Origin of the sequence: Robinsoniella peoriensis, from assembly GCF_000797495.1 — a bacterium.
Lineage (GTDB): Bacteria > Bacillota > Clostridia > Lachnospirales > Lachnospiraceae > Robinsoniella > Robinsoniella peoriensis.
In genome coordinates this window covers 196,391-215,123 of the sequence record NZ_JTGN01000001.1, presented here as the reverse complement: position 1 = coordinate 215,123, position 18,733 = coordinate 196,391, and the positions used below count along the sequence as shown (strand labels likewise).

Annotated in this window: 14 protein-coding genes; 13 read left to right on the top strand and 1 reads right to left on the bottom strand. The window is 44.2% G+C overall.

Going from position 1 to position 18,733, the window contains the following annotated elements; translation table 11 throughout:
- Positions 1-14 precede the first annotated feature (14 nt).
- The 11 genes from QR40_RS00890 to QR40_RS00840 all read left to right on the top strand — a co-directional run bounded on the left by QR40_RS00890 (position 15) and on the right by QR40_RS00840 (position 14,831).
- Positions 15-1,061 (top strand): substrate-binding domain-containing protein, encoded by a 1,047-nt coding sequence (locus QR40_RS00890; protein ID WP_052377766.1) that lies wholly within the window; start codon positions 15-17, stop codon positions 1,059-1,061.
- A gap of 59 nt (positions 1,062-1,120) precedes the next feature.
- The gene (locus QR40_RS00885) at positions 1,121-2,515 is read left to right on the top strand and encodes an L-arabinose isomerase family protein (RefSeq protein WP_044292946.1); all 1,395 of its coding nucleotides are present in this window, start codon (positions 1,121-1,123) and stop codon (positions 2,513-2,515) included.
- 175 nt (positions 2,516-2,690) lie between these two features.
- A complete protein-coding gene (locus QR40_RS00880) occupies positions 2,691-4,196 on the top strand; it encodes a xylulokinase (protein WP_027293738.1) in 1,506 nt (501 codons plus the stop codon).
- A 283-nt stretch (positions 4,197-4,479) separates the two neighbouring features.
- On the top strand, positions 4,480-5,838 hold the full coding sequence (locus QR40_RS00875; RefSeq protein ID WP_044292945.1) for a hypothetical protein: 1,359 nt from the start codon (positions 4,480-4,482) through the stop codon (positions 5,836-5,838).
- 22 nt (positions 5,839-5,860) lie between these two features.
- On the top strand, positions 5,861-6,487 hold the full coding sequence (locus tag QR40_RS00870) for a hypothetical protein (protein WP_044292944.1): 627 nt from the start codon (positions 5,861-5,863) through the stop codon (positions 6,485-6,487).
- A 95-nt stretch (positions 6,488-6,582) separates the two neighbouring features.
- Positions 6,583-8,439, top strand: a complete 1,857-nt coding sequence (locus QR40_RS00865) for a cache domain-containing sensor histidine kinase (protein WP_044292942.1) — start codon at positions 6,583-6,585, stop codon at positions 8,437-8,439.
- Complete coding sequence (locus tag QR40_RS00860; RefSeq protein ID WP_044292941.1) at positions 8,408-9,970, top strand: response regulator transcription factor; 1,563 nt, start codon at positions 8,408-8,410, stop codon at positions 9,968-9,970. Before QR40_RS00865 ends, QR40_RS00860 begins: the two co-directional genes overlap by 32 nt.
- 255 nt (positions 9,971-10,225) lie before the next feature.
- Positions 10,226-11,668 carry an ABC transporter substrate-binding protein gene (locus QR40_RS00855; RefSeq protein WP_044292939.1) on the top strand — a complete coding sequence of 481 codons (1,443 nt, stop codon included), beginning with the start codon at positions 10,226-10,228 and terminating at the stop codon, positions 11,666-11,668.
- Positions 11,669-11,706: 38 nt separating this feature from the next.
- Positions 11,707-12,603 carry a carbohydrate ABC transporter permease gene (locus QR40_RS00850; protein WP_052377767.1) on the top strand — a complete coding sequence of 299 codons (897 nt, stop codon included), beginning with the start codon at positions 11,707-11,709 and terminating at the stop codon, positions 12,601-12,603.
- Entirely contained in the window at positions 12,603-13,430 is an 828-nt protein-coding gene (locus QR40_RS00845; protein ID WP_027293744.1) for a carbohydrate ABC transporter permease, read from the top strand. Before QR40_RS00850 ends, QR40_RS00845 begins: the two co-directional genes overlap by 1 nt.
- Positions 13,431-13,484: 54 nt before the next feature.
- Complete coding sequence (locus tag QR40_RS00840; protein WP_044292938.1) at positions 13,485-14,831, top strand: family 4 glycosyl hydrolase; 1,347 nt, start codon at positions 13,485-13,487, stop codon at positions 14,829-14,831.
- Between the two features lie 70 nt (positions 14,832-14,901).
- Here the strand turns inward: QR40_RS00840 and QR40_RS00835 are convergent, their stop codons facing one another.
- Positions 14,902-15,678 carry a DeoR/GlpR family DNA-binding transcription regulator gene (locus QR40_RS00835; protein ID WP_027293746.1) on the bottom strand — a complete coding sequence of 259 codons (777 nt, stop codon included), beginning with the start codon at positions 15,676-15,678 and terminating at the stop codon, positions 14,902-14,904.
- Between the two features lie 280 nt (positions 15,679-15,958).
- On the opposite strand from QR40_RS00835, the gene QR40_RS00830 reads away from it, so the two are divergent.
- Entirely contained in the window at positions 15,959-17,512 is a 1,554-nt protein-coding gene (locus tag QR40_RS00830; RefSeq protein WP_044292937.1) for an aminotransferase class III-fold pyridoxal phosphate-dependent enzyme, read from the top strand.
- 12 nt (positions 17,513-17,524) lie between these two features.
- Positions 17,525-18,694: a Gfo/Idh/MocA family protein gene (locus tag QR40_RS00825; protein ID WP_044292936.1), complete on the top strand. Its 1,170-nt coding sequence runs from the start codon at positions 17,525-17,527 to the stop codon at positions 18,692-18,694.
- Positions 18,695-18,733 lie beyond the last annotated feature (39 nt).

The following is an 18,733-nucleotide window of genomic DNA, read 5'->3' as shown; positions in this document are numbered from 1 at the left end:
GGAGGATTTTACGTATGAAACAGTACAAAAAAGTGATGGGGATCTTATTGGCAGGAGTACTGGCATTATCAATGGCAGGCTGTGGGGACAGCGAGAAGACAGACGGTAAGGCAGAGACAAAAGCAGAAGAAGGAGCAGGAGTTCAGGCGGCATCAGGCGCAGATGAAGAGTATGCAGTTATCATGTCCGTAAACCAGCTGGAATTTTTTGATGCATTAAAAGCCGGTGTTAATGATGCGGCACACAGTCTGGGCGCCAAATGGTACTATGCAGGACCACAGGATCTGGCACCGGATAAAGTGGCGGAAGCAATCGATCAGGCAGTAGCGAAAAAAGTGACCGGAATCGTGGTTCACGGACAGTTCCAGGAGACCGGGGCAGCCATTGACAATGCCATTGCAGCAGGGGTTCCCGTGATCTGCGTGAATACAGATATTGAATCTAACCGCCTCTCTTTCCTGGGATGTGACCCATATAATACCGGAGTGGAAATGGCAAAGCAGATGGCAAAAGAAATCGGTGACAAAGGAAAGATAATCATTTCAAACTTCATCAGCGGCGGACAGCCCTCTGCAATTTCGAATATGGAAGGTTGCAGGGATGAATTAGAGAAGAATCATCCGGATATTGAAATCGCTGCAGAAGTAGATGATAAGGCAGACGAGACTACGGCGGCAACGGCGGTTGGTGCGGCACTTCAGGCTAATCCGGATGTAGTGGGAATTATCGGTATGCAGGCTCCTTCTGCAGTAGGAGCTGCTACTGCAGTCAGGGAAGCCGGAATTGACGGCATTAAGATTGTAGGCAGAGACAGGGACAGCGCGACACTGGAATTGATTGAAAGCGGAGAAGTTGCGGCATCCTTCGCTCAGAATTCATATGTGGAAGGCTATATTGCCGTTAAATGGCTTCATGACTATGTAAATGGAAATCTGAAAGTTACGCAGAATTATCTGGATGCGGGAATTAATCCCCTTCCGCCTGTTGTGGATTCCGGTTCCATTATTATCACCAAAGATAACGTAGAGCAATTTAAAGAAAAATATACTTATGATAAATAAACGGGCAGAAGCGTGTCTGAAAACAACTATGGAAAAGAAACACGCAGGAGGATAATAATATGAGACGACCAAAAGCAGGGTTATTGTGTCTGTACGTAAAACTTTACGATGACACACAAGCCTGGCTCAGAAAGGAAGTGGAGTGGTTCCAGGAGCAGATTGCACAGAAATTGGAGCAGGCAGGACTGGAACTGTTCCGCCATGATATCTGCAGGCAGGAGGAGGAATTTCAGTCAGCCATTGCAGACTTTGAAGAACAGGGGGCAGATGCGGTGATTACACTGCATCTGGCATATTCCCCATCTCTGGAATCGGAGCGGGTACTAAAAAATACTTCTCTTCCCATTCTGGTATTGGATACCACACCGGATTATTCCTTTGACGGTATCACAGGAGCAGGCAGGATTATGCAGAACCACGGTATTCACGGAGTGCAGGATATGTGCAGCCTGTTAAGAAGAAATAATGTGGCATATGAAGTATTTGCCGGTCACTATCTGGAATCCGACGTAATCAAAAACGTATCCGAAGCGGCAAAAGGAGCAATGATGGCTGCCCGGATGAAGCAGTGCCGGGTGGGAAGAGTTGGGGAACCATTTACAGGAATGGGAGATTTTTGCCTTCCGGATGAAGTGCTTCAGGAAAAGACCGGTATTTCAATCTTCGATTATGATTTTAACGAAAGTGTGGATCTGCTTGAGAGTATAACAGAAGCGGATATAAAAGCGGAATGGGAAATGGACTGTGAGCGGTTTGTCTGCAGAGATCTTACTTTTGATGTATATGCCGAATCAGCCAGAGTAAATCTGGCTATGAGAAAATGGATCGGGAAAAACAATCTGGATGCATTTACCGTAAACTTTATGGCAACAGATGAAAATCCTGCCCTGCCCAGGATGCCATTTATGGAGACCTGTAAGGCAATGGAGGCGGGAATCGGTTATGCAGGAGAAGGGGATGTCCTGACGGCTTCCTTTACGGCGGCACTGATGAAGGGATTTGAAGAGACTACATTTGCGGAAATGTTTTGCCCTGACTGGAAAGGAAATACGGTATTTTTAAGCCATATGGGAGAATATAATCTGCGGATCGGTGCTGGAAAGCCTTTGCTTACAGAACTGGATTTTCCCTATACGTCGGCTGGGAATCCGGCGGCACTTTATGGCTGCATGAAAGAAGGCAGGGCGGCTTTTGTTAATTTAAATCCACTGTCTGAAGGAAGGTTTGTGCTGATTATGGCCACCGGAAATATGGTAGAAATGACGGAAACTTCGCCTGATTTTGAAAAGACAGTGCGGGGATGGTTTCGCCCGGATGTTCCGGTTTCCGAATTTTTATCCAGATACAGTAAGGCCGGCGGCGGGCATCATGGTGCAATTGTCTATTATGCAGGTGAGACAGCGCTGCGGATGATGGCGGAAGTGATGGGCTGGGAGTTCTGTCTGATTGGGTAAAAGTGCCGCGCGGCGGATTGTATTTGAAACAGTTGAAAGCGTTTTTTGGGTGACTCCGGAAGACGCTTTTTGTATGATCGAAACAATCCCTAAATGAAAGAAACAATCATTTTGTGTTGACAGAAACAGTAAAGAGGTTTAAGATCAGAATAGAATAAACAGAGGAGGTCGGAACATGAAATATATATTGACTTTTGATGTAGGAACAACCGCTATGAAGTGTACCCTTTATAATGAATTGTTTGACGTGGTATTTTTTGACTCCGGTGAATATGATCTGCTCACGCCTGAAGCTGGGATTGTGGAACTTCCCGTACAGGTATACTGGGAGGCTTTCTGTTTGAGCATAAAGAGGATGGAAAGCTCCGGTATAGACATGGAGCAGATAGCAGCAGTTACCTTTACAACCCAGGGAGAAACCCTGATACCCATTGATGCCAACGGTCAGGCGCTGTATCCCGCGATTGTCTGGATTGATTCCAGGGCAAAGGAGGAAGCCCGGTATCTGAAGGATGTCCTTGGAGAAGAAAAGATTTACCGCCATACGGGAGCCGGTGAATTTACCGGTGCGGCGCCGGCAGCTAAGCTGATGTGGCTAAAAGAACATAAGCCTGAAATATATGAAAAGGCAGAAAAATTCTTACTACTGGAGGATTATTTTATCTACCGGCTCACCGGACGGGCGGTTACGGAAATGGCGCTTTTATCCTCCACGGGATGGTTTGATATCCGGGAGGAATGTTACTGGGCAGAGATGCTAAAAGCTGCAGGACTGGATGAAGATAAGTTACCCCAAATCAGTGCGTGCGGGAAAATTGTAGGAAATGTTACATCTGCAGCGGCGGCTAAAACAGGTCTTTCCATACATACCCGGGTTACGACAGGTGCCATGGATCAGGTTGCTTCTGCGGTTGGTGCCGGAAATATCAGAGAAGGTATGGTGACAGAAACGACAGGAACAGCGCTGGTAGTGGGGGCAGCCACGGCATCACCGGACTTTGCAAATCCCCAGCGGATTACCATTTATAAAGATTACGGACAGGGCTATCTGTATATGCCGTTTTGCAATACGGCGGGAATTGTATTGAAATGGTTTCGGGATACGCTGGCTGAAGAAGTGAAAAGGGAAGCCCTTTTAAACGGACAGTCCGCTTATGACTTGATTGATGAACTGGCTAAAAAGTCTCCTGCCGGAAGTAACGGACTAATACTGCTTGCCCATTTTGCGGGGAAGCCGGCACCTTGTCCCAGTGATTTGGCGAAAGGCGTATTTTTTGGGATGACACTGGCGACTACAAAGGCTGATTTTGCCAGGGCTGTGCTGGAAGGTATTGGCTATATGCTGAAAGAAATCATAGAAACATTAGAGAAAGCGGGACTAAAAGTTCAGGAAATCCGTTCTATGGGCGGCGGAGCAGCCAGTCCGCTCTGGTGTGAAATAAAATCAGGCATCTGCCAAAAGCCTATTCGCGTGATGAACAATAAGGAAACCACATCTCTGGGTGCGGCAATTCTGGGTGCGGTGGCAGTAGGAATCTGCCCTTCGGTGGAAGCAGCGGTTGAAAAAGCTGTTCATGTGGATGAACCCGGATATTTTCAGGAAGAACAAATTTATCAGGAGGGATATCAGCTTTACCAGGCACTGTACCGGGCGCTGATCCCGGTATTTGAAAAGTTATAAAACCATAGAATACGATTTTGAGAACAATGTAAACCAGATTTTAGCATATTGACATAATTCTAAAATATTGACCGGTTTCAAGAAACTTTTTCTGGAAAACAGAGAATAGGTTTTTGTGACTGGTCAATTTTTTGTAATAATGAAGCCAGGCGTAACATTGTTTTTTAGCTGATTTTCCCCTAAAATGAATTCAGAAAGTTGATACATGAGAAATTAATCAGTGTGTCAGGCAGATTTGTGCTATGCAGGCAGTCGGTCAATAAACCAATGGGAGGTAAGAACAGTGAAAAATGCGAAACAACTTAATGTAATTATGCTTCATCTGGGGGAAGCGATGTATCCTCAGGATTATCTGGCAGATGTGATTCAGAAGGTGCAGGAAGCAGTTGCAGGGATGGACTGTAATTTGCTGGGATGTTATAAAGTCATGTCAGAAAAGGATGCAGGAATGTGCAGAAAAAGTATAGAAGGCATGCCGGTGGATTTATTTATATTAAATTTTGTCTCCTGGCATATCACACCCTATGTCATGCACATATTAAAAAACAATACCCGTATTCCACTTTTAATCTGGGGAATTGGAGGAACTACCGATGAAACCGGAAAACTGCATTCACCTGCTGCAGCAGCAGGTATTACCGGCTTTCTCCCAGTCGCCAAAGAATTTGGGTTTACTGTAAAAGTGATTCTTCAGAAACCGGACAGTGTGCCTGCAACAGAAGAAGCTGCCCATTTTATTCACCTGGCAGCCTGTGCTAAGAAGATCAGAGAGTCCAGAATCGGTTTAATCGGGTATGCTGATATGGGGCTGTATACCTGTGCTTACGATAAGACAGCTTTATTTAAAAAATTGGGGATCGATATTGAAGATTATTCCGGATACGAGATTATGAACCGGATGGAACAATGTACCCGGGAGCAGGCGGCAGAGATCGTGGCTGATATTCGGGAGCATCTAAAGTTTGAAAACCAGATATCAGATAAGGTATTGGAAAAAGCAGCCCGACTCTATTACGCCATGAAAAGTAAAGCAGACGGGAGTGATTTAGATGCCATTTCCATTAAGTGTGTGAACGGAACCACAGACCATCTGGGGCTGAATCCCTGCCTTGCACAAAGCCTGCTGGCGGGAAAAGACCTGTCTGTTATCTGCGAATGCGATGCCTACGGCCTGGTTACCAGTATTCTGCTGGCAGCAGTTACCGGACACGCGGCAGCATTTATGGAACATTACGAAGTGTTTGAAAAAGAAGTACTGGTTGGGGTATGTGGTTTTATACCGGAAGAATTTACCGAGAATGGAGTAAAAATACGTGCTGCAAACTTAGGTGAAATCAATACAGGTATCAGCAATGTATCAAAGGTTCGTACCGGAGAAGTTACCTTTGCCCGGTTTTATCAGACAGGTGGAGCGTTTAAGCTGTTTCTTTCAAAAGGAATAGCAAAAGCAGCACCCAAATGGACAGAACTTGGATGGGAAGAACCCACACCGGACTTCCCGGCGGTACTGCTGGAACCATCTATTCCAATGGAGGAGTATCTGGACAAGGTGCCCGGACAGCATATCATTATGGTATATGGTGACTGGATGGAAGATGTGAAAACAGTCTGCAGGTTATTGGATATAGAAGTTGTACAGTAGGGGTGTTTGGAAAGGAGAAAATATGAGGCTGCTGCATAAAGAAGTGTGGTATGACCCGGACTGTCCACTGTATGATAAAAAAGTATCAGGGGAAGTTCTGGAGCGGGATTTTGAGATAAAAACAGGCGTGTGGGACTATAAAAATGGCTGGATCACAGGGAAGAATCCGGATGAATATCCAGGGATGATAATCTCCAGACAGGATTTTTATGGAGATGTGATGGTGGATTTTCTTGCAAAGGTTCTGGAGCCGTCAACACACGATATTAATGTAATGTGGAACGGCTGCTGGGATGAAAAGAAGAAGGAAAGAGGCATTGCTTATGTAGCCGGTGTTCAGGGCTGGTGGGAAGGGAAGGTGGGAATAGAGAAATCACCCGATTATCTTTTGAATGTAGGTACACCACTGTTCGAGTTCTGTCCCGGAAAGGTCTATCATATCCAGGTGGGAAGTGTAAAGGGGCATTGCTTTTTACGGATAGACGGACGGTTGATTATCGAAGTAACGGATCCTGATCCCATCGATTCCAGAAGGTTTGGAAGAATTGGCTTTGAAGCTTATGCAAGTATGATCGCTGTAAAAAATATAAAGGTTTATCAGCTTTACCATAAACAGGTACGCCAGCATTATCCGAAAGAATTTACATAATTTTCCAGAATCCACTGTGGAGTAGTAGTCCTGCTTCAGAGTGGATTGTGTTATAATTAGGGAATAATAAAAAGTCCACTGGAGAGGGGCAGGCTATGGGATTACGAAAGATAAGAAATCTGAAGTATCATTTAAAATACTCAATTATTTTCTTTTTACTGTTGTTTTTTCTGCTTCCGTTACTGATACAAAACCTGGTGAATAAATCCGTATTTGAGAATATTTTAGAGAGTAAGATTTATAAATTATCAGACCAGACGGCGGAAAGTCTTTCCTACAGTGTCAGCAATGCACTGCAGGCTCAATTTGATATTGTTAAAAGTGCGGCAAATAATACAGCAGTTCTAAATTATGTGTCCGGGGAGCAGGGGGGAACTACTCAGCAGCGTTATTCCGGGATATATTATGAAATCGTGAAAAATTCGGATGCCACAAAAAATGCATATCCTTTTCATTATATTATTGTAAACCAGAACGGAGAATTCTTCACATCAGCATTTGCACTGAAGGAAGGTCAGTCAGATGCACGGGGGGTTGGATTTAGCAATGATGAGACAGTGAAAGGGCTTTGGCACTCCTATACATTTGCCAATAAATTTTATGTTCATGATAATTACATTTTATCGAAGTCAGGCACACAGCTTTACTGTGGTGCAAATCTTCTAAAAGCAGATAAACAGCTGGGGGTTATTGCTGTGGGGATGGATGCTTCCTATTTTGCAAAGCTATTGTCCAGAAGTTTATTTGGAGAAAACGGGTCTGTTTTTCTGATTGATGAAAAAGGAGAATGTCTGATTCAGGGGGATGAAAGTAAACTGCGGTACGAAGAACTTTCAGGGAACCTAAGGGAGAAACTGCTCTCCAATATGGGAAAAGAGGGATATCAGACATTCCTCTACCGTAACCAGACGTATATATTGTTTACCCATGCTGTAAAAGTTAAAGGGTGCAATACCGGATGGCAGATGGTCAATATTTCTCCCCAGAATGATCTGACCAGTGATCTCAGGTATATTAATCTGGTGAATTATATTATGATCTTACTTTGCGTGATCTGTATAACGATTCTGCTGTTTTTCTTCAGCAGGAAGATTTTTAAGCCGCTCAAGGTTTTAAACCAGATGACGAAAGAGATTGGAAAGGGAAATCTGGATATAGAGCTGCCTGTGCAGACCTTAGGTGACAAAAATGAAATTGAGGGGCTGATGGAAGCATTTTCAGAAATGGCTGGGGATTTAAAAAACAGCATCGGTCAGATTAAAGAGCAGGAGCAGAATAAACACCAGATGGAAATGAAGATGCTGCAGGCACAGATTAAACCTCATTTTGTCCGGAATACCCTGAACAGTATCCGGTGGATGGCGAAGCTAAAAGGAGCCGAAGGAATCAGCCGGAGTATCCTTGCTTTCTCCAATATGCTGGACTACAATTTTTCGGACAGCCGGATATTTGTGACAGTAAAAGAAGAATTAAAATATGTAGAAGAATACCTTTATCTGCAGCAAATCCGGTTCCAGAACAAATTCAGTTATGAGATTGATGTGGAAAAAGAGATGATGGAGGGCATGATTTTAAAACTGCTGTTTCAGCCTGTGGTGGAAAATTCCATTAATCACGGTGTGCTGCCAAAAAGGGGAATCGGACGGATTGTGATCAAAGGGCGGAGATGGGAAGATAACTATGTCTTTGAAATAACCGATGATGGTGTTGGAATGGAACAGGCACAGGTAGATACACTTCTGGATGAAAAAGAGAACTGGGAAAAAGCCCATGAGGAAGAAAATATTGCACTTTGGAATATCAATCAGAGAATGCAGATGCATTATGGAGGAAGCGCCGTTATAGAGATTCGCAGTGAACCCGGAAAAGGATGCGCAGTAACCATGGTATTTCCGGCAATAAGCAAAGGTGGGGATGAACATGAGCATGTTAAAAGTAATGATTGTGGATGATGAAATATTAACCAGAATAGGGATGAGATCCATAATTCCCTGGGAAGAGTACGGTTTACAGGTAGTTGGGGAGGCAGAAGACGGAGAACAGGCCCTTGGGCTGGCAAAGGAAATTGTACCGGATATTGTGCTTGCGGATATTATGATGCCGAAAATGGATGGACTTATCTTTATCCGGGAATTGAAGCGGATACAGCCTGACTGTAAATTCCTGATTCTAAGCTGCGTGGACGAGGTGTCATATCTGCAGGAGGCTATTAAGCTTGGGGTCAGCGGGTATATTTTAAAAAGTGCAATAGAGCCTCAGAATATGATGGAAGAAGTCACCAGGGTAATAGAAGAGATAAAAGCAGAACGGGTATGCGATGATACGGATATGGAAGAACACCGTTATGTCAATGCCAATGCAGTTCTGGGAGAATATGCCAATCTGGTTCTCCGTGGATTTATTACGGATAAACAGGCGGTTCGGGAACGCTTTGAAAGTGCTTTTATGAATCCCTGCGATGCGTCTGTTTTTCTGGTGTGCATTGAGATTCCCAAGGTTGAAATATTGAGTGCCGTCAAAGGGGTGGAGTATTCTGTAGCAGCGATCTGCCAGAATATTATAGAAACCATGGCGGGAGGCAAGGTATTTTTAACGGACAGCACCAAGCTTTGGGCAGTGATATCTTATCGTGAGGACGGGGTGCAGCTGCTTAAAGATATCTGTAACCGTCTGGAACTAACCATGTACCAATATCTGGACATGCATCTTTCTTTTGGAATTGTCCGGGTGGTAAAGGATGATTTTGACCTGCCGAAATATTACGAACAGGCGGATATAGCCCTCAGCCAGCGGTTTTATAAGCCGCAGTGCAGATTCTGCTTTTTTGAAGATCTTCTGATTACCAGAGAAATTCAGGATAAAATTAAAAACTCCATGGAACGCTGCCGTTTCATAGACGATATGAACACCTTTGGAGAGGATGTAAGAAATCTCTATATGCTTTTACAAGATTATCCGGTGATACCGGAAAAAGAATTAAAGGAAGCCATGAAGCAGACTATTGCGGTGCTTACTGCATTATCGGCACCGAATCAGGAGAGAGAGAATAAGCTCAAAGAAATGTTCTGCAAAATCATGGAGTGCGCAAGCTGTGAAGAGTTGTTCCGGTGTATGCAGGAATGGATCATAGGCTTTGATGATCTGGCGGTATGTGCAAACAGCGGAGACACCCTGATCGGGGAGGTCATCCGGTACATAAAGAACAATATAGGAGAGAAGCTGACACTGGGCGGCATTGCAAAACAGGTATATCTCAATCCGGATTATCTTTGTAAGCTTTTCAAGAAAAAGACCGGTGAAAATCTGATTGCATATATTCTGAAATATAAAATTTCGCTATCAAAAGAATACCTTAAAGAAGGGATGAGGATTACCCAGATCAGCGAATGTCTGGGCTTCTCTTCCGAGGGACATTTTATAACAACCTTCAAAAAGCTTTGCGGAATCACACCGGGCGCATATATGAAGAAGATCCATAAATAAGCGGGTATAGCAGTAGAGTAATTGTTTGCTAAGCAGGAGCGTGTCAGATAATTCCAAGATGTTGTTCTGATTACAAAATATGGCGGTATAAATCAGCACAAAAAGAAAAAAAGCCCTGCAAATCCCATGCCGCAGGTCAAGATCCTGTAGGAACGCATCAATCTGTTTCATTGTCTTTTTTCAGGTAAAATCTTACAATAATAGTACAACAGGAACAAGCCGGATGAAACTTAAAACCAGTAAAGGGGGATTTTCATGAAGAAGAGAAGAAACAGATTTATGGCACTTGGAATGGCAGCGGCTCTGGGGCTGACGATGGCGGGATGCCAGAGTACACAGGAGTCGCCAAAACAGACGGATGCATCAGCACCTGTCAGTGAAAGCAAGAGGCAGGAGGAAGAACAGGTAAAAACGGAAGAAAAGAAAACGGAGCAAACCGGGGAAACCGAGAAAACGGAGAAAGAAGCAAAAACAGAGGAAACAGTTTTGAGTATCTGGCTGGCGACTTATATTTCAGATGAAGATAAGAAAAAGCCTCAGGAAGAGTGGCCGATTACAGAGATCTGCAATGAGTTCGAAAAGCAAAATCCGGGTGTCAGGGTAGAGATTACACTGCTTCCAGACCAGGGGGCGGCACATCAGTCTTATAAAGCCGCAGCATTGGCAAAAAGCGGTCCGGATATCATTAACCTGTGGTCGGGACAGCCGATCTTTGCTTTAAAAGATGTGGTGCTGGATATTTCCGATATGATTCCACCGGAAGATAAGGAAAATCTGATGGGGTGGGATGTGGTTACGGAAGATTTTAAAGAAGGCGGAAAGATACTGGGCTATCCCGCAGCAGGATCGGAAATATGTGGATTTATCTATAATACGGATATTATGAAACAGGCAGGTGTGGATCTGGAAGGCAATCCGCCAAAAACAGTAGATGAATTTCTTACAATGCTGCAGAAAGTAAAAGATACCGGAATTCTTCCGATAATTGCAGATTCGGCAGGGGTAAACTCCTTGTTTACCATGGATATGGCAACCTGGTGGGTGCAAAAGACCAGTAATGAAGATATTGCGGCAGAAAGCAAGGGAGAAAAGAAATTCTCCGATGACGAAAACTTTAAAAATGCTTTCCGAGTTACCCAGGATATGTTCCAGAAAGGATATGTCAACGAGGATTATGCCAGTTCGCAGGATGCTTTATCCAGATTCCTGAAAGGAGATGCTGCGATGCTTGGGGGTGTGACTACCGGTATCCTCCAGGTAGTGCGGGAATCCCTTGGAAATGATAAGGCTGGATTTTATACACTGCCGGATTATGACGGTAATGTCCTGAAAAGCAATACGGCAATTGGCGGCTCCGGACAGGTACTGGCAGTTGCAAATTACTGTCCCAATCCCGAATTGGCAGTAAAATTCTGTTCTTTCTTAAGCAACAAACAAAACCATCTGAAGCTGCTGCAAAATTATCCGATGCTTCCGCTGAGAAAGGATATTACGTTAAAAGAGCTTGGCTGGGAAGGGGACAGTGTGATGGAAAAACTTTATGATATAGCCCAGAATTATTCCTACTGGACAGATAACAGTATGGTGCCGGACATTGCAAATGAATGTTTCTCTCTGGGCACGCTTGCGGTTACAGGTAAAATGACGCCGGATGAACTGGCGCAGAAGCTGGATGAAAAAGTGCAGGAGCTCCAGTAAACGGAGGCTCCGGCATGTGAACGGGGAGGAGCCGGGACATGAAGAAAAGAAGATTCTGTCATAGAGAAGCACTTCAGGGATGGCTTTCCATATTGCCGGTGTTAATTATTTTAGTTGCTGTCAGGGGAATACCCGTGGCAGCAGCTGTTATAAAAAGTTTTACAAATTGGGACGGAATGTTTAAATCTGATTTTGTGGGACTGAAAAATTATATCCAGATTTTGGGACACGGGGAATTTTGGGGGCTTTTCAGGAACAATCTGGTGCTTTTGATATACATACCAATCCAGATCTTTATCGGGGTTGTGGTTGCTGTTTTACTATATGAAGAAGTGAAGGGATGGAAGATATTCCGTACAATTTACTATATCCCGCAGGTAGTATCTTCCTTGATTGTTGGATTTTTGTTTGCTATCTTTTTTGGATTTAACGGACCGATCAATACCTTATTCCGGGCGGTTGGGATGGACGGACTGGCAATCGAATGGCTGGGACAGGCTTCCAGCGGGTTGGGTGTCATTATTTTTTGCCTGGTATGGATTAATATCGGATGGCAGGGAATGCTGGTGCTGGGCGGTCTGGCATCTGTTTCACCGGATATTTATGAAGCGGCGAGACTGGATGGTGCAGGCTACTGGCAGAAATTATTCCTGGTCACCCTGCCGCTTCTGCGCAGAACCATAGAATATTCCATTATGGTATCGGTAATCTGGTCTTTTACCAGCTTGTTTCCGCTGATCTATTCCCTTACCAGGGGAGGTCCGGGAACCGAGACCATGACAATTGATTATATGATTTACCAGAAATCTTTTGTAAGCGGAAGCCAAATGGGATATTCCTGCGCAATGTCCGTCATCCTATTAATCATTATTTTGATCTTTACGGCGGTTCAACAGGGAATTTCACAGAAAAAAGAAAGGGAGGAGGGAGCTTAGTGAAAAAAATAAAGTGGTCTAAAATATTGGTATTTACCGCACTCTGCCTGATGTCCCTTACCTTTTTATATCCCCTGATTTTTATGACAATGACTGCCATGAAGTCAGGAGCCGAGTATCTGGCTGACCCTTTTGCGCTGCCAAAGTCAATAAACCTGGATAATTTTGAGGCGCTGATTTCCAGATTCAAGATTATGAAGAATTTTCTGAATACCTTTATCGTCGTGGGTGCCAGCGTTGTTCTGATTACCATCTTTTCCGTATTTGCCAGCTATGCGTTTACCAAACTCCGGTTCCGGGGAAGAAACGTGATGTTTTTAATTATTATCGCTACCATGTTTATTCCCGCACAGGTTACCATGATTCCAATGTATGTTATATTTGCAAAGTTTAAATTAGTAGATACCTATACTGGAGTTGTATTATCCTATCTGGCGATGGGGCTTCCCAGTACGATTATGCTGATGACTACCTGCTTTCGGGGGATCGATAAGGAAGTCATGGAAGCTGCTAAAATTGACGGTGCCGGTTATTTTGGATTAGTGGCGAATGTAATTGTCCCTATGGGAATTGCCGGGGTTGCCATGTCTGTCATTACAAACTTCATCGGCTATTGGAATGATCTGTTTACTCCGATGATCTTGTTAAAATCTATGGATAAAAGAACAGTTATGGTTGCACTGTCATCCCTGATGGCTGACCGGACTTCGGTTGACCCCACTTTTCAGATGACGGGGCTTTTAATCAGTGTAATACCCACACTGATCATTTATCTGCTCTTCCAGAAGTATATGACAAAAGGACTGACGGCAGGTGCTATTAAATAAAAAAGATGAGCCGGCCTATGCGGGCAGCAGGCTATGAATACAGGAGGATAAGAAATGAGTGTGAAAATCAGTTTAATCGGCGCAGGTTCCGGAATTTTTTCTATAAATTTGATTAAGGATTTGTGCCTTAATAAAAATCTATCAGACAGTTGGATCTGCCTGATGGATATAAATGAGGGCAGGCTGGATGATATTTACCGGATGTGTGTACGGTATGCAGCGGAAGCAGGCACAGCACTTAAGATTACCAGAACGACGAATCGTTTAGAGTGCCTTAAGGATGCGGACTTTGTGGTTAATACAGCACTGGCAGGAGGTTACGAAAGGCTGAAAGAGGGGTGGAAGCTTGCTAAGAAATGGGGCTACCGGTTTGGAGGAAGTTTTCACATCGTACATGATGAGTCCTTCTGGGTGAACTTTTATCAGTTGAGGCTGATGGAAGATATTTATCAGGATATGCAGAAGGTGTGTCCGGATTCATGGTACATTATGGTTTCTAATCCGGTGATGGGAGGAGTGACCTATCTGACCCGGAAATACAAAGGAATAAAACTGGCAGGTATGTGCCATGGTTACGGGGGTGTATACCGGCTTTGCGAACTGCTGGGGCTGGAACGGGAAAATGTTACCTTTCAAGTTCCGGGCATTAACCATTTTGTGTGGCTGAACAGCTTCTGCTATAAAGGCCGGGATGCCTATCCGCTTCTGGATCAGTGGATTGAAGAAAAATCAGAGGATTATTTTAAAACTTGCAGATACAGTGATGATTTTGGGCCGAAAGCGATTGATCTGTATATGAAATATGGAATCATGCCTATTGGGGATACCTGTACTCCGGGCGGAGGCAGTTGGGGATACTGGTATCATACCGACGGGGAAGTACAGGAGGTCTGGAAAGAAGATCCCGATCTTTTTTATGATGAATATTTTAAGATTTCCCAAAAGCATGTGGATGACATACACAGGGCAGCCTGTGACGAGTCCATTCGTATGATGGAATTTTTTTCCAAAGTACCTTCGGATGAGCCAATGATACCCTTAATGGAAGCATTGGCGTGCGATGTTGAGCGGGTGGTCATTGTGAATATACCAAATGACTTTACCTATGTGGAGGGAGTGCCGGAAGATTTTGAAGTGGAAATACCGGCATTGGTATCCGGGAGAGGGATTCAGGGTATCCACACGCTGCCACTTCCCAAAATGGTACAAAGTCATATGAAAAGAGACCGCATTGCGTCCGTAGAGATGGAGCTGGAGGCTTATGATAAAGGGAGCAGGGAGCTGCTGGTAGAATTGATTATGATGGATCCTTTCACAAAGTCCAGAAATCAGGCGGAAGGATTTTTAAATGAATTATTGGAGCTTCCATTTTTAGAGGAAATGAAACAGTATTATAAATGAAAAAAAGCAGACAAGCCGGAGTTTTAAAATAATCGAAATCCAAAGCTTGCCTGCTTTTTACCTGCTTTTTTCAGGCAGTACAGATATCAATACCCTTCAGTCGCACCGTCTCCAAAAATTCCGGATCCGCTGTCCTTCCAGTGATAATGCAGTCAGCCTGGTCTAAGGATGCATAGCTTAAAAAGGAACGCTTTCCAAGCTTCCCGGCATCGGTCATGACAATTGTCTGTTCGGAGCGGGAGATTGCCAGTTCTGCCATAAGTGCCGTATCGGAGTCGGTAGCCATCAGGCCCTCTTCCAGAGAAATGCCGTCAGCGCCGATAAAGCATTTGGTGAAATTAAAATGACTGATAAATTTGTTGCTGGCATAGCCGGCAAAGTCCATGCGTTTCTGGCGGTATTCTCCTCCGATCAGAATAACGCGGCAAACCGGGGATAGAATCTGAAGGTTAGCCAGGGAATTAGTAAAAACCGTCAGATCCTTGATTTCTTCGGCTTCCAGCTTCTGGGCAAGTGCCTGGCACAGATAATACAGGGTGGTGCCGGAATCGAAAAAAAGGATATCAGAATCCTGAATATAGCGGAGTCCGCATACGGCAATGGCCTCTTTTTCCTCCTGATGGCTTTCAATCAGGCGGTCGAAAGAATATTCGCCGGGGGTTTTATTGGCAAGCTGTATTCCGCCATATCTGCGAATCACTTTTTGTTCCTGCTCCAGTTCACTAAACAGCCTCCTCACGGTAGATTCGGATACATCTAAAAGTTCCATAGCTTCTATGGTGGTCAGGCGCTGCCTGATTTTCAGTATATTTAAAATGGTTTCAGTTCGTTGTGTCTGTTTGCTCATAAGAAACCTCCTTTTCATTTTTGTCTGAAGCAAGTAGAGCGTCAGGCTAGTACGTCAGGGTAGAACCTGTTTCCGTACTGCCTGTTAGCTCTGGAATTTCTTATCTTTAGTTATAGTATAAAAAGAATGATCTGTCAATGAATATCCCGAATAATTGAACGAAAAAACAATAAAATGAAAGAAACAATCAAAAATAGTTGACAAAATGAAAGAAACGTTATATTATGAAGTGGAAGAAAGGGATGTACAAACCACATATAATGTAAAGGAGGATTTTATTATGAGAAATGATTTAGCTATGTCTCTGGGGGATCTGTTGGGGGAGGAATATGTGAATGCGGTTGCTGCTGCAGCAGTTTCGCTGCTGGGGGTAGAGGAAGAAAAGGCGGAGTCTGCCAAGACAGAAAAGGTAGAATTTTTCCCGGAGTCCTATGTGGAAAAGCTGGATTCCATGCTTGACAGAATCGGTCAAATTGTGACGGTGCCTTTTACGGGTAAAATGGAAGGAGCACCGACACAGGCTTTTGCCAAGGCGGCAAATCATGATGCAAGTCCTATTTCCGGATTCGGATACTACCGGGTAGGGCAGGATGGAAAGCTGTATGTCATTGCCAAGAGTGAGCATTACCACACGCCGCTGGGACATTTCTTTCCGGGATATAAACTGATCGATAATGCCAGAACACTTGGGATTTCCAACGCAACACACAATAATACCAGAGGCTACATAACGAGATTGTGTGAACAGGAATTAGTGAGAATTGCCAATGGGCTGGGGAAAGACCAGAAGCAGGAGCTGGAGGATATATTAAAATGTGATAAACCCCATGTACTAAACCGCGTGATCAATCTGGAGACCGGTTCTCTTGCATGTGAAGCCGGAATTAAGATGATGCTCGCCAGATTTTATAAACTGGACAAAACATTTCCTGCACCAAAATACAGCGGACGAATTCCTGTTTTCTTTGTGATGGGCGACTATGAAGGCGGACGTATGGCAAACTACCATGGCACAACCGTTATTGCTCAGACTTTCCGGGATATGTGGCCGGAATTTTATAAAAAGAATGAAGAAAATGATATCTATAAAGTGGTTCCGGTTGCGATTAATGACCTGGAGGATTTCCGGAAAAAATATGAAATGTATAATCAGGGCAAATATAAAGCAGCTGGCTTTACCCATGAAATTATTCTGATGAATTATGGGGGCATCCGGTTGGAGGAAGATTATCTGAGAGCAGTATATAAAATCTGCCATGAAGGTGATACGCCTATCATGTGTGACGAGATTCAATCCTGTATGTGGTATGATGGTATGTTCTTATTCCGGCAATATGGTCTGAATCCGGATTTCTCAGTGGTAGGAAAAGGCTTTCCGGGCGGGCAGTACCCGGCTTCCAGAATTATTACCACCGCCGAAATGGACAACCTAAACCAGTTCGGTGCACTGGTTACCAACGGACAGGAAGAACTGGCATCGTTGTCTTACCTGATTACAATGGCATTTGTGGAACAAAACGGCAGTGCTGTTTCCGAAACAGGCAGGTATTATGAAGCACGTGTGAAAACGTTGAAAGATAAGTTTCCGGAAGTAATTGACTATGTGGAAGGGGAACAGATGTTAAGTGCCATCACCTTTAAAAATGTGGACGATACGGTTACTTTTGTGAAGAAGATGACGGGACAATATTTTGATATCAGTGCTCAGGTATACAAGGCATTCTGCCCGCCGGCTGCGTTATTGAAGCTGCCATTAATCGCGACACACAAACTGATTGACTGCCTGATTTGGCATATGGAAGCTGCACTGCATGAAATGGAAGAAGGAAAGTAGGGGGAATCTGATATGGGAAAAACAATACGTTTTGGAATTATAGGATGCGGGCTTATGGGAAAAGAATTTGCCAGTGCAGCCGCAAGATGGTGCCATCTGACGGTACAGGCAGCAAGGCCGGAGATCGTGGCAGTCTGTGATGTCAATGAAGCATCTCAGAAATGGTTTACTGATAACTTTGATACCATTCAGTTTACAACAACGGATTACAAAGAACTTTTGAAACGGGAAGATGTAGAAGCGGTATACTGTGCACTTCCCCATCTGCTGCATGAACAGGTATACTGTGATATCATTCGTGCCAAGAAGCACCTGCTGGGGGAAAAACCCTTTGGAATTGATCAAAAAGCCAATCAGAAAATTCTGGAGGCCATTGCACAAAATCCGGAAGTAGTGGTGCGGTGTGCCAGCGAATATCCCTATTTTCCGGCCTGCCAGGAATTAATACGCTGGGTTAAAAATGATAAACTGGGACGGATTATTGAAGTGAAGGCAGGATTTAACCATGCCAGTGACCTGGATATTCATAAGCCCATTAACTGGAAACGTACCGTTCGCATGAATGGGGAATATGGATGCCTTGGGGATTTGGGCATTCATGCGGAACATGTACCTTTCCGGCTGGGATGGATTCCGAAAAATGTTTATGCGGTACTGAGTGATATCGTAACAGAACGTCCGGATGGAAAAGGCGGCATGGCGGCATGTGATACATATGACAACGGAACGATGATCTGCCAGTGTGCCGATAAAGATGATAATGAGTTTGCCTTGTATATCGAGACGAAGAGGCTGGAGCCCGGGGCTACCAGTAACTGGTATCTGGAGGTGACGGGAATGGATGCATCCGTCCGATTTTATTCGGATGACCCAAACGCTTTTCACTATCTGTTTTCCGAAGGAAAGAATCAGGCGTGGAGCAGGGTCAATATCGGAACAAAACCACTGATTCCTACCATTACCGGAGATATATTTGAATTTGGATTTACCGATGCCATTTTACAGATGTGGGCGGCATTTATATTGGAAGTAGAGGGAAAAGAGACAGCATTCGGCTGCTTTACACCAGAGGAGACCAGAATCTCCCATGCCCTGCATACGGCGGCATTAAAGTCTTATCAGGAAAAACGGGCAGTGGAACTGGATCTTACTCCTTTGCCTGCAGATTCCCATAATCTATAATGGATAGCACGGTTAGGAATCGGGCATGAAATGCAAAAG

What these genes read in the sequence shown, in the direction of transcription:
- QR40_RS00885 (WP_044292946.1), top strand. Translation starts at nt 1,121, where the DNA reads ATGAGACGACCAAAAGCAGGGTTATTGTGTCTGTACGTAAAACTTTAC.
- QR40_RS00870 (WP_044292944.1), top strand. Translation starts at nt 5,861, where the DNA reads ATGAGGCTGCTGCATAAAGAAGTGTGGTATGACCCGGACTGTCCACTG.
- QR40_RS00890 (WP_052377766.1), top strand. Translation starts at nt 15, where the DNA reads ATGAAACAGTACAAAAAAGTGATGGGGATCTTATTGGCAGGAGTACTG.
- QR40_RS00830 (WP_044292937.1), top strand. Translation starts at nt 15,959, where the DNA reads ATGAGAAATGATTTAGCTATGTCTCTGGGGGATCTGTTGGGGGAGGAA.
- QR40_RS00850 (WP_052377767.1), top strand. Translation starts at nt 11,707, where the DNA reads ATGAAGAAAAGAAGATTCTGTCATAGAGAAGCACTTCAGGGATGGCTT.
- QR40_RS00825 (WP_044292936.1), top strand. Translation starts at nt 17,525, where the DNA reads ATGGGAAAAACAATACGTTTTGGAATTATAGGATGCGGGCTTATGGGA.
- QR40_RS00855 (WP_044292939.1), top strand. Translation starts at nt 10,226, where the DNA reads ATGAAGAAGAGAAGAAACAGATTTATGGCACTTGGAATGGCAGCGGCT.
- QR40_RS00865 (WP_044292942.1), top strand. Translation starts at nt 6,583, where the DNA reads ATGGGATTACGAAAGATAAGAAATCTGAAGTATCATTTAAAATACTCA.
- QR40_RS00860 (WP_044292941.1), top strand. Translation starts at nt 8,408, where the DNA reads ATGAGCATGTTAAAAGTAATGATTGTGGATGATGAAATATTAACCAGA.
- QR40_RS00880 (WP_027293738.1), top strand. Translation starts at nt 2,691, where the DNA reads ATGAAATATATATTGACTTTTGATGTAGGAACAACCGCTATGAAGTGT.
- QR40_RS00835 (WP_027293746.1), bottom strand. Translation starts at nt 15,678, where the DNA reads ATGAGCAAACAGACACAACGAACTGAAACCATTTTAAATATACTGAAA.
- QR40_RS00840 (WP_044292938.1), top strand. Translation starts at nt 13,485, where the DNA reads ATGAGTGTGAAAATCAGTTTAATCGGCGCAGGTTCCGGAATTTTTTCT.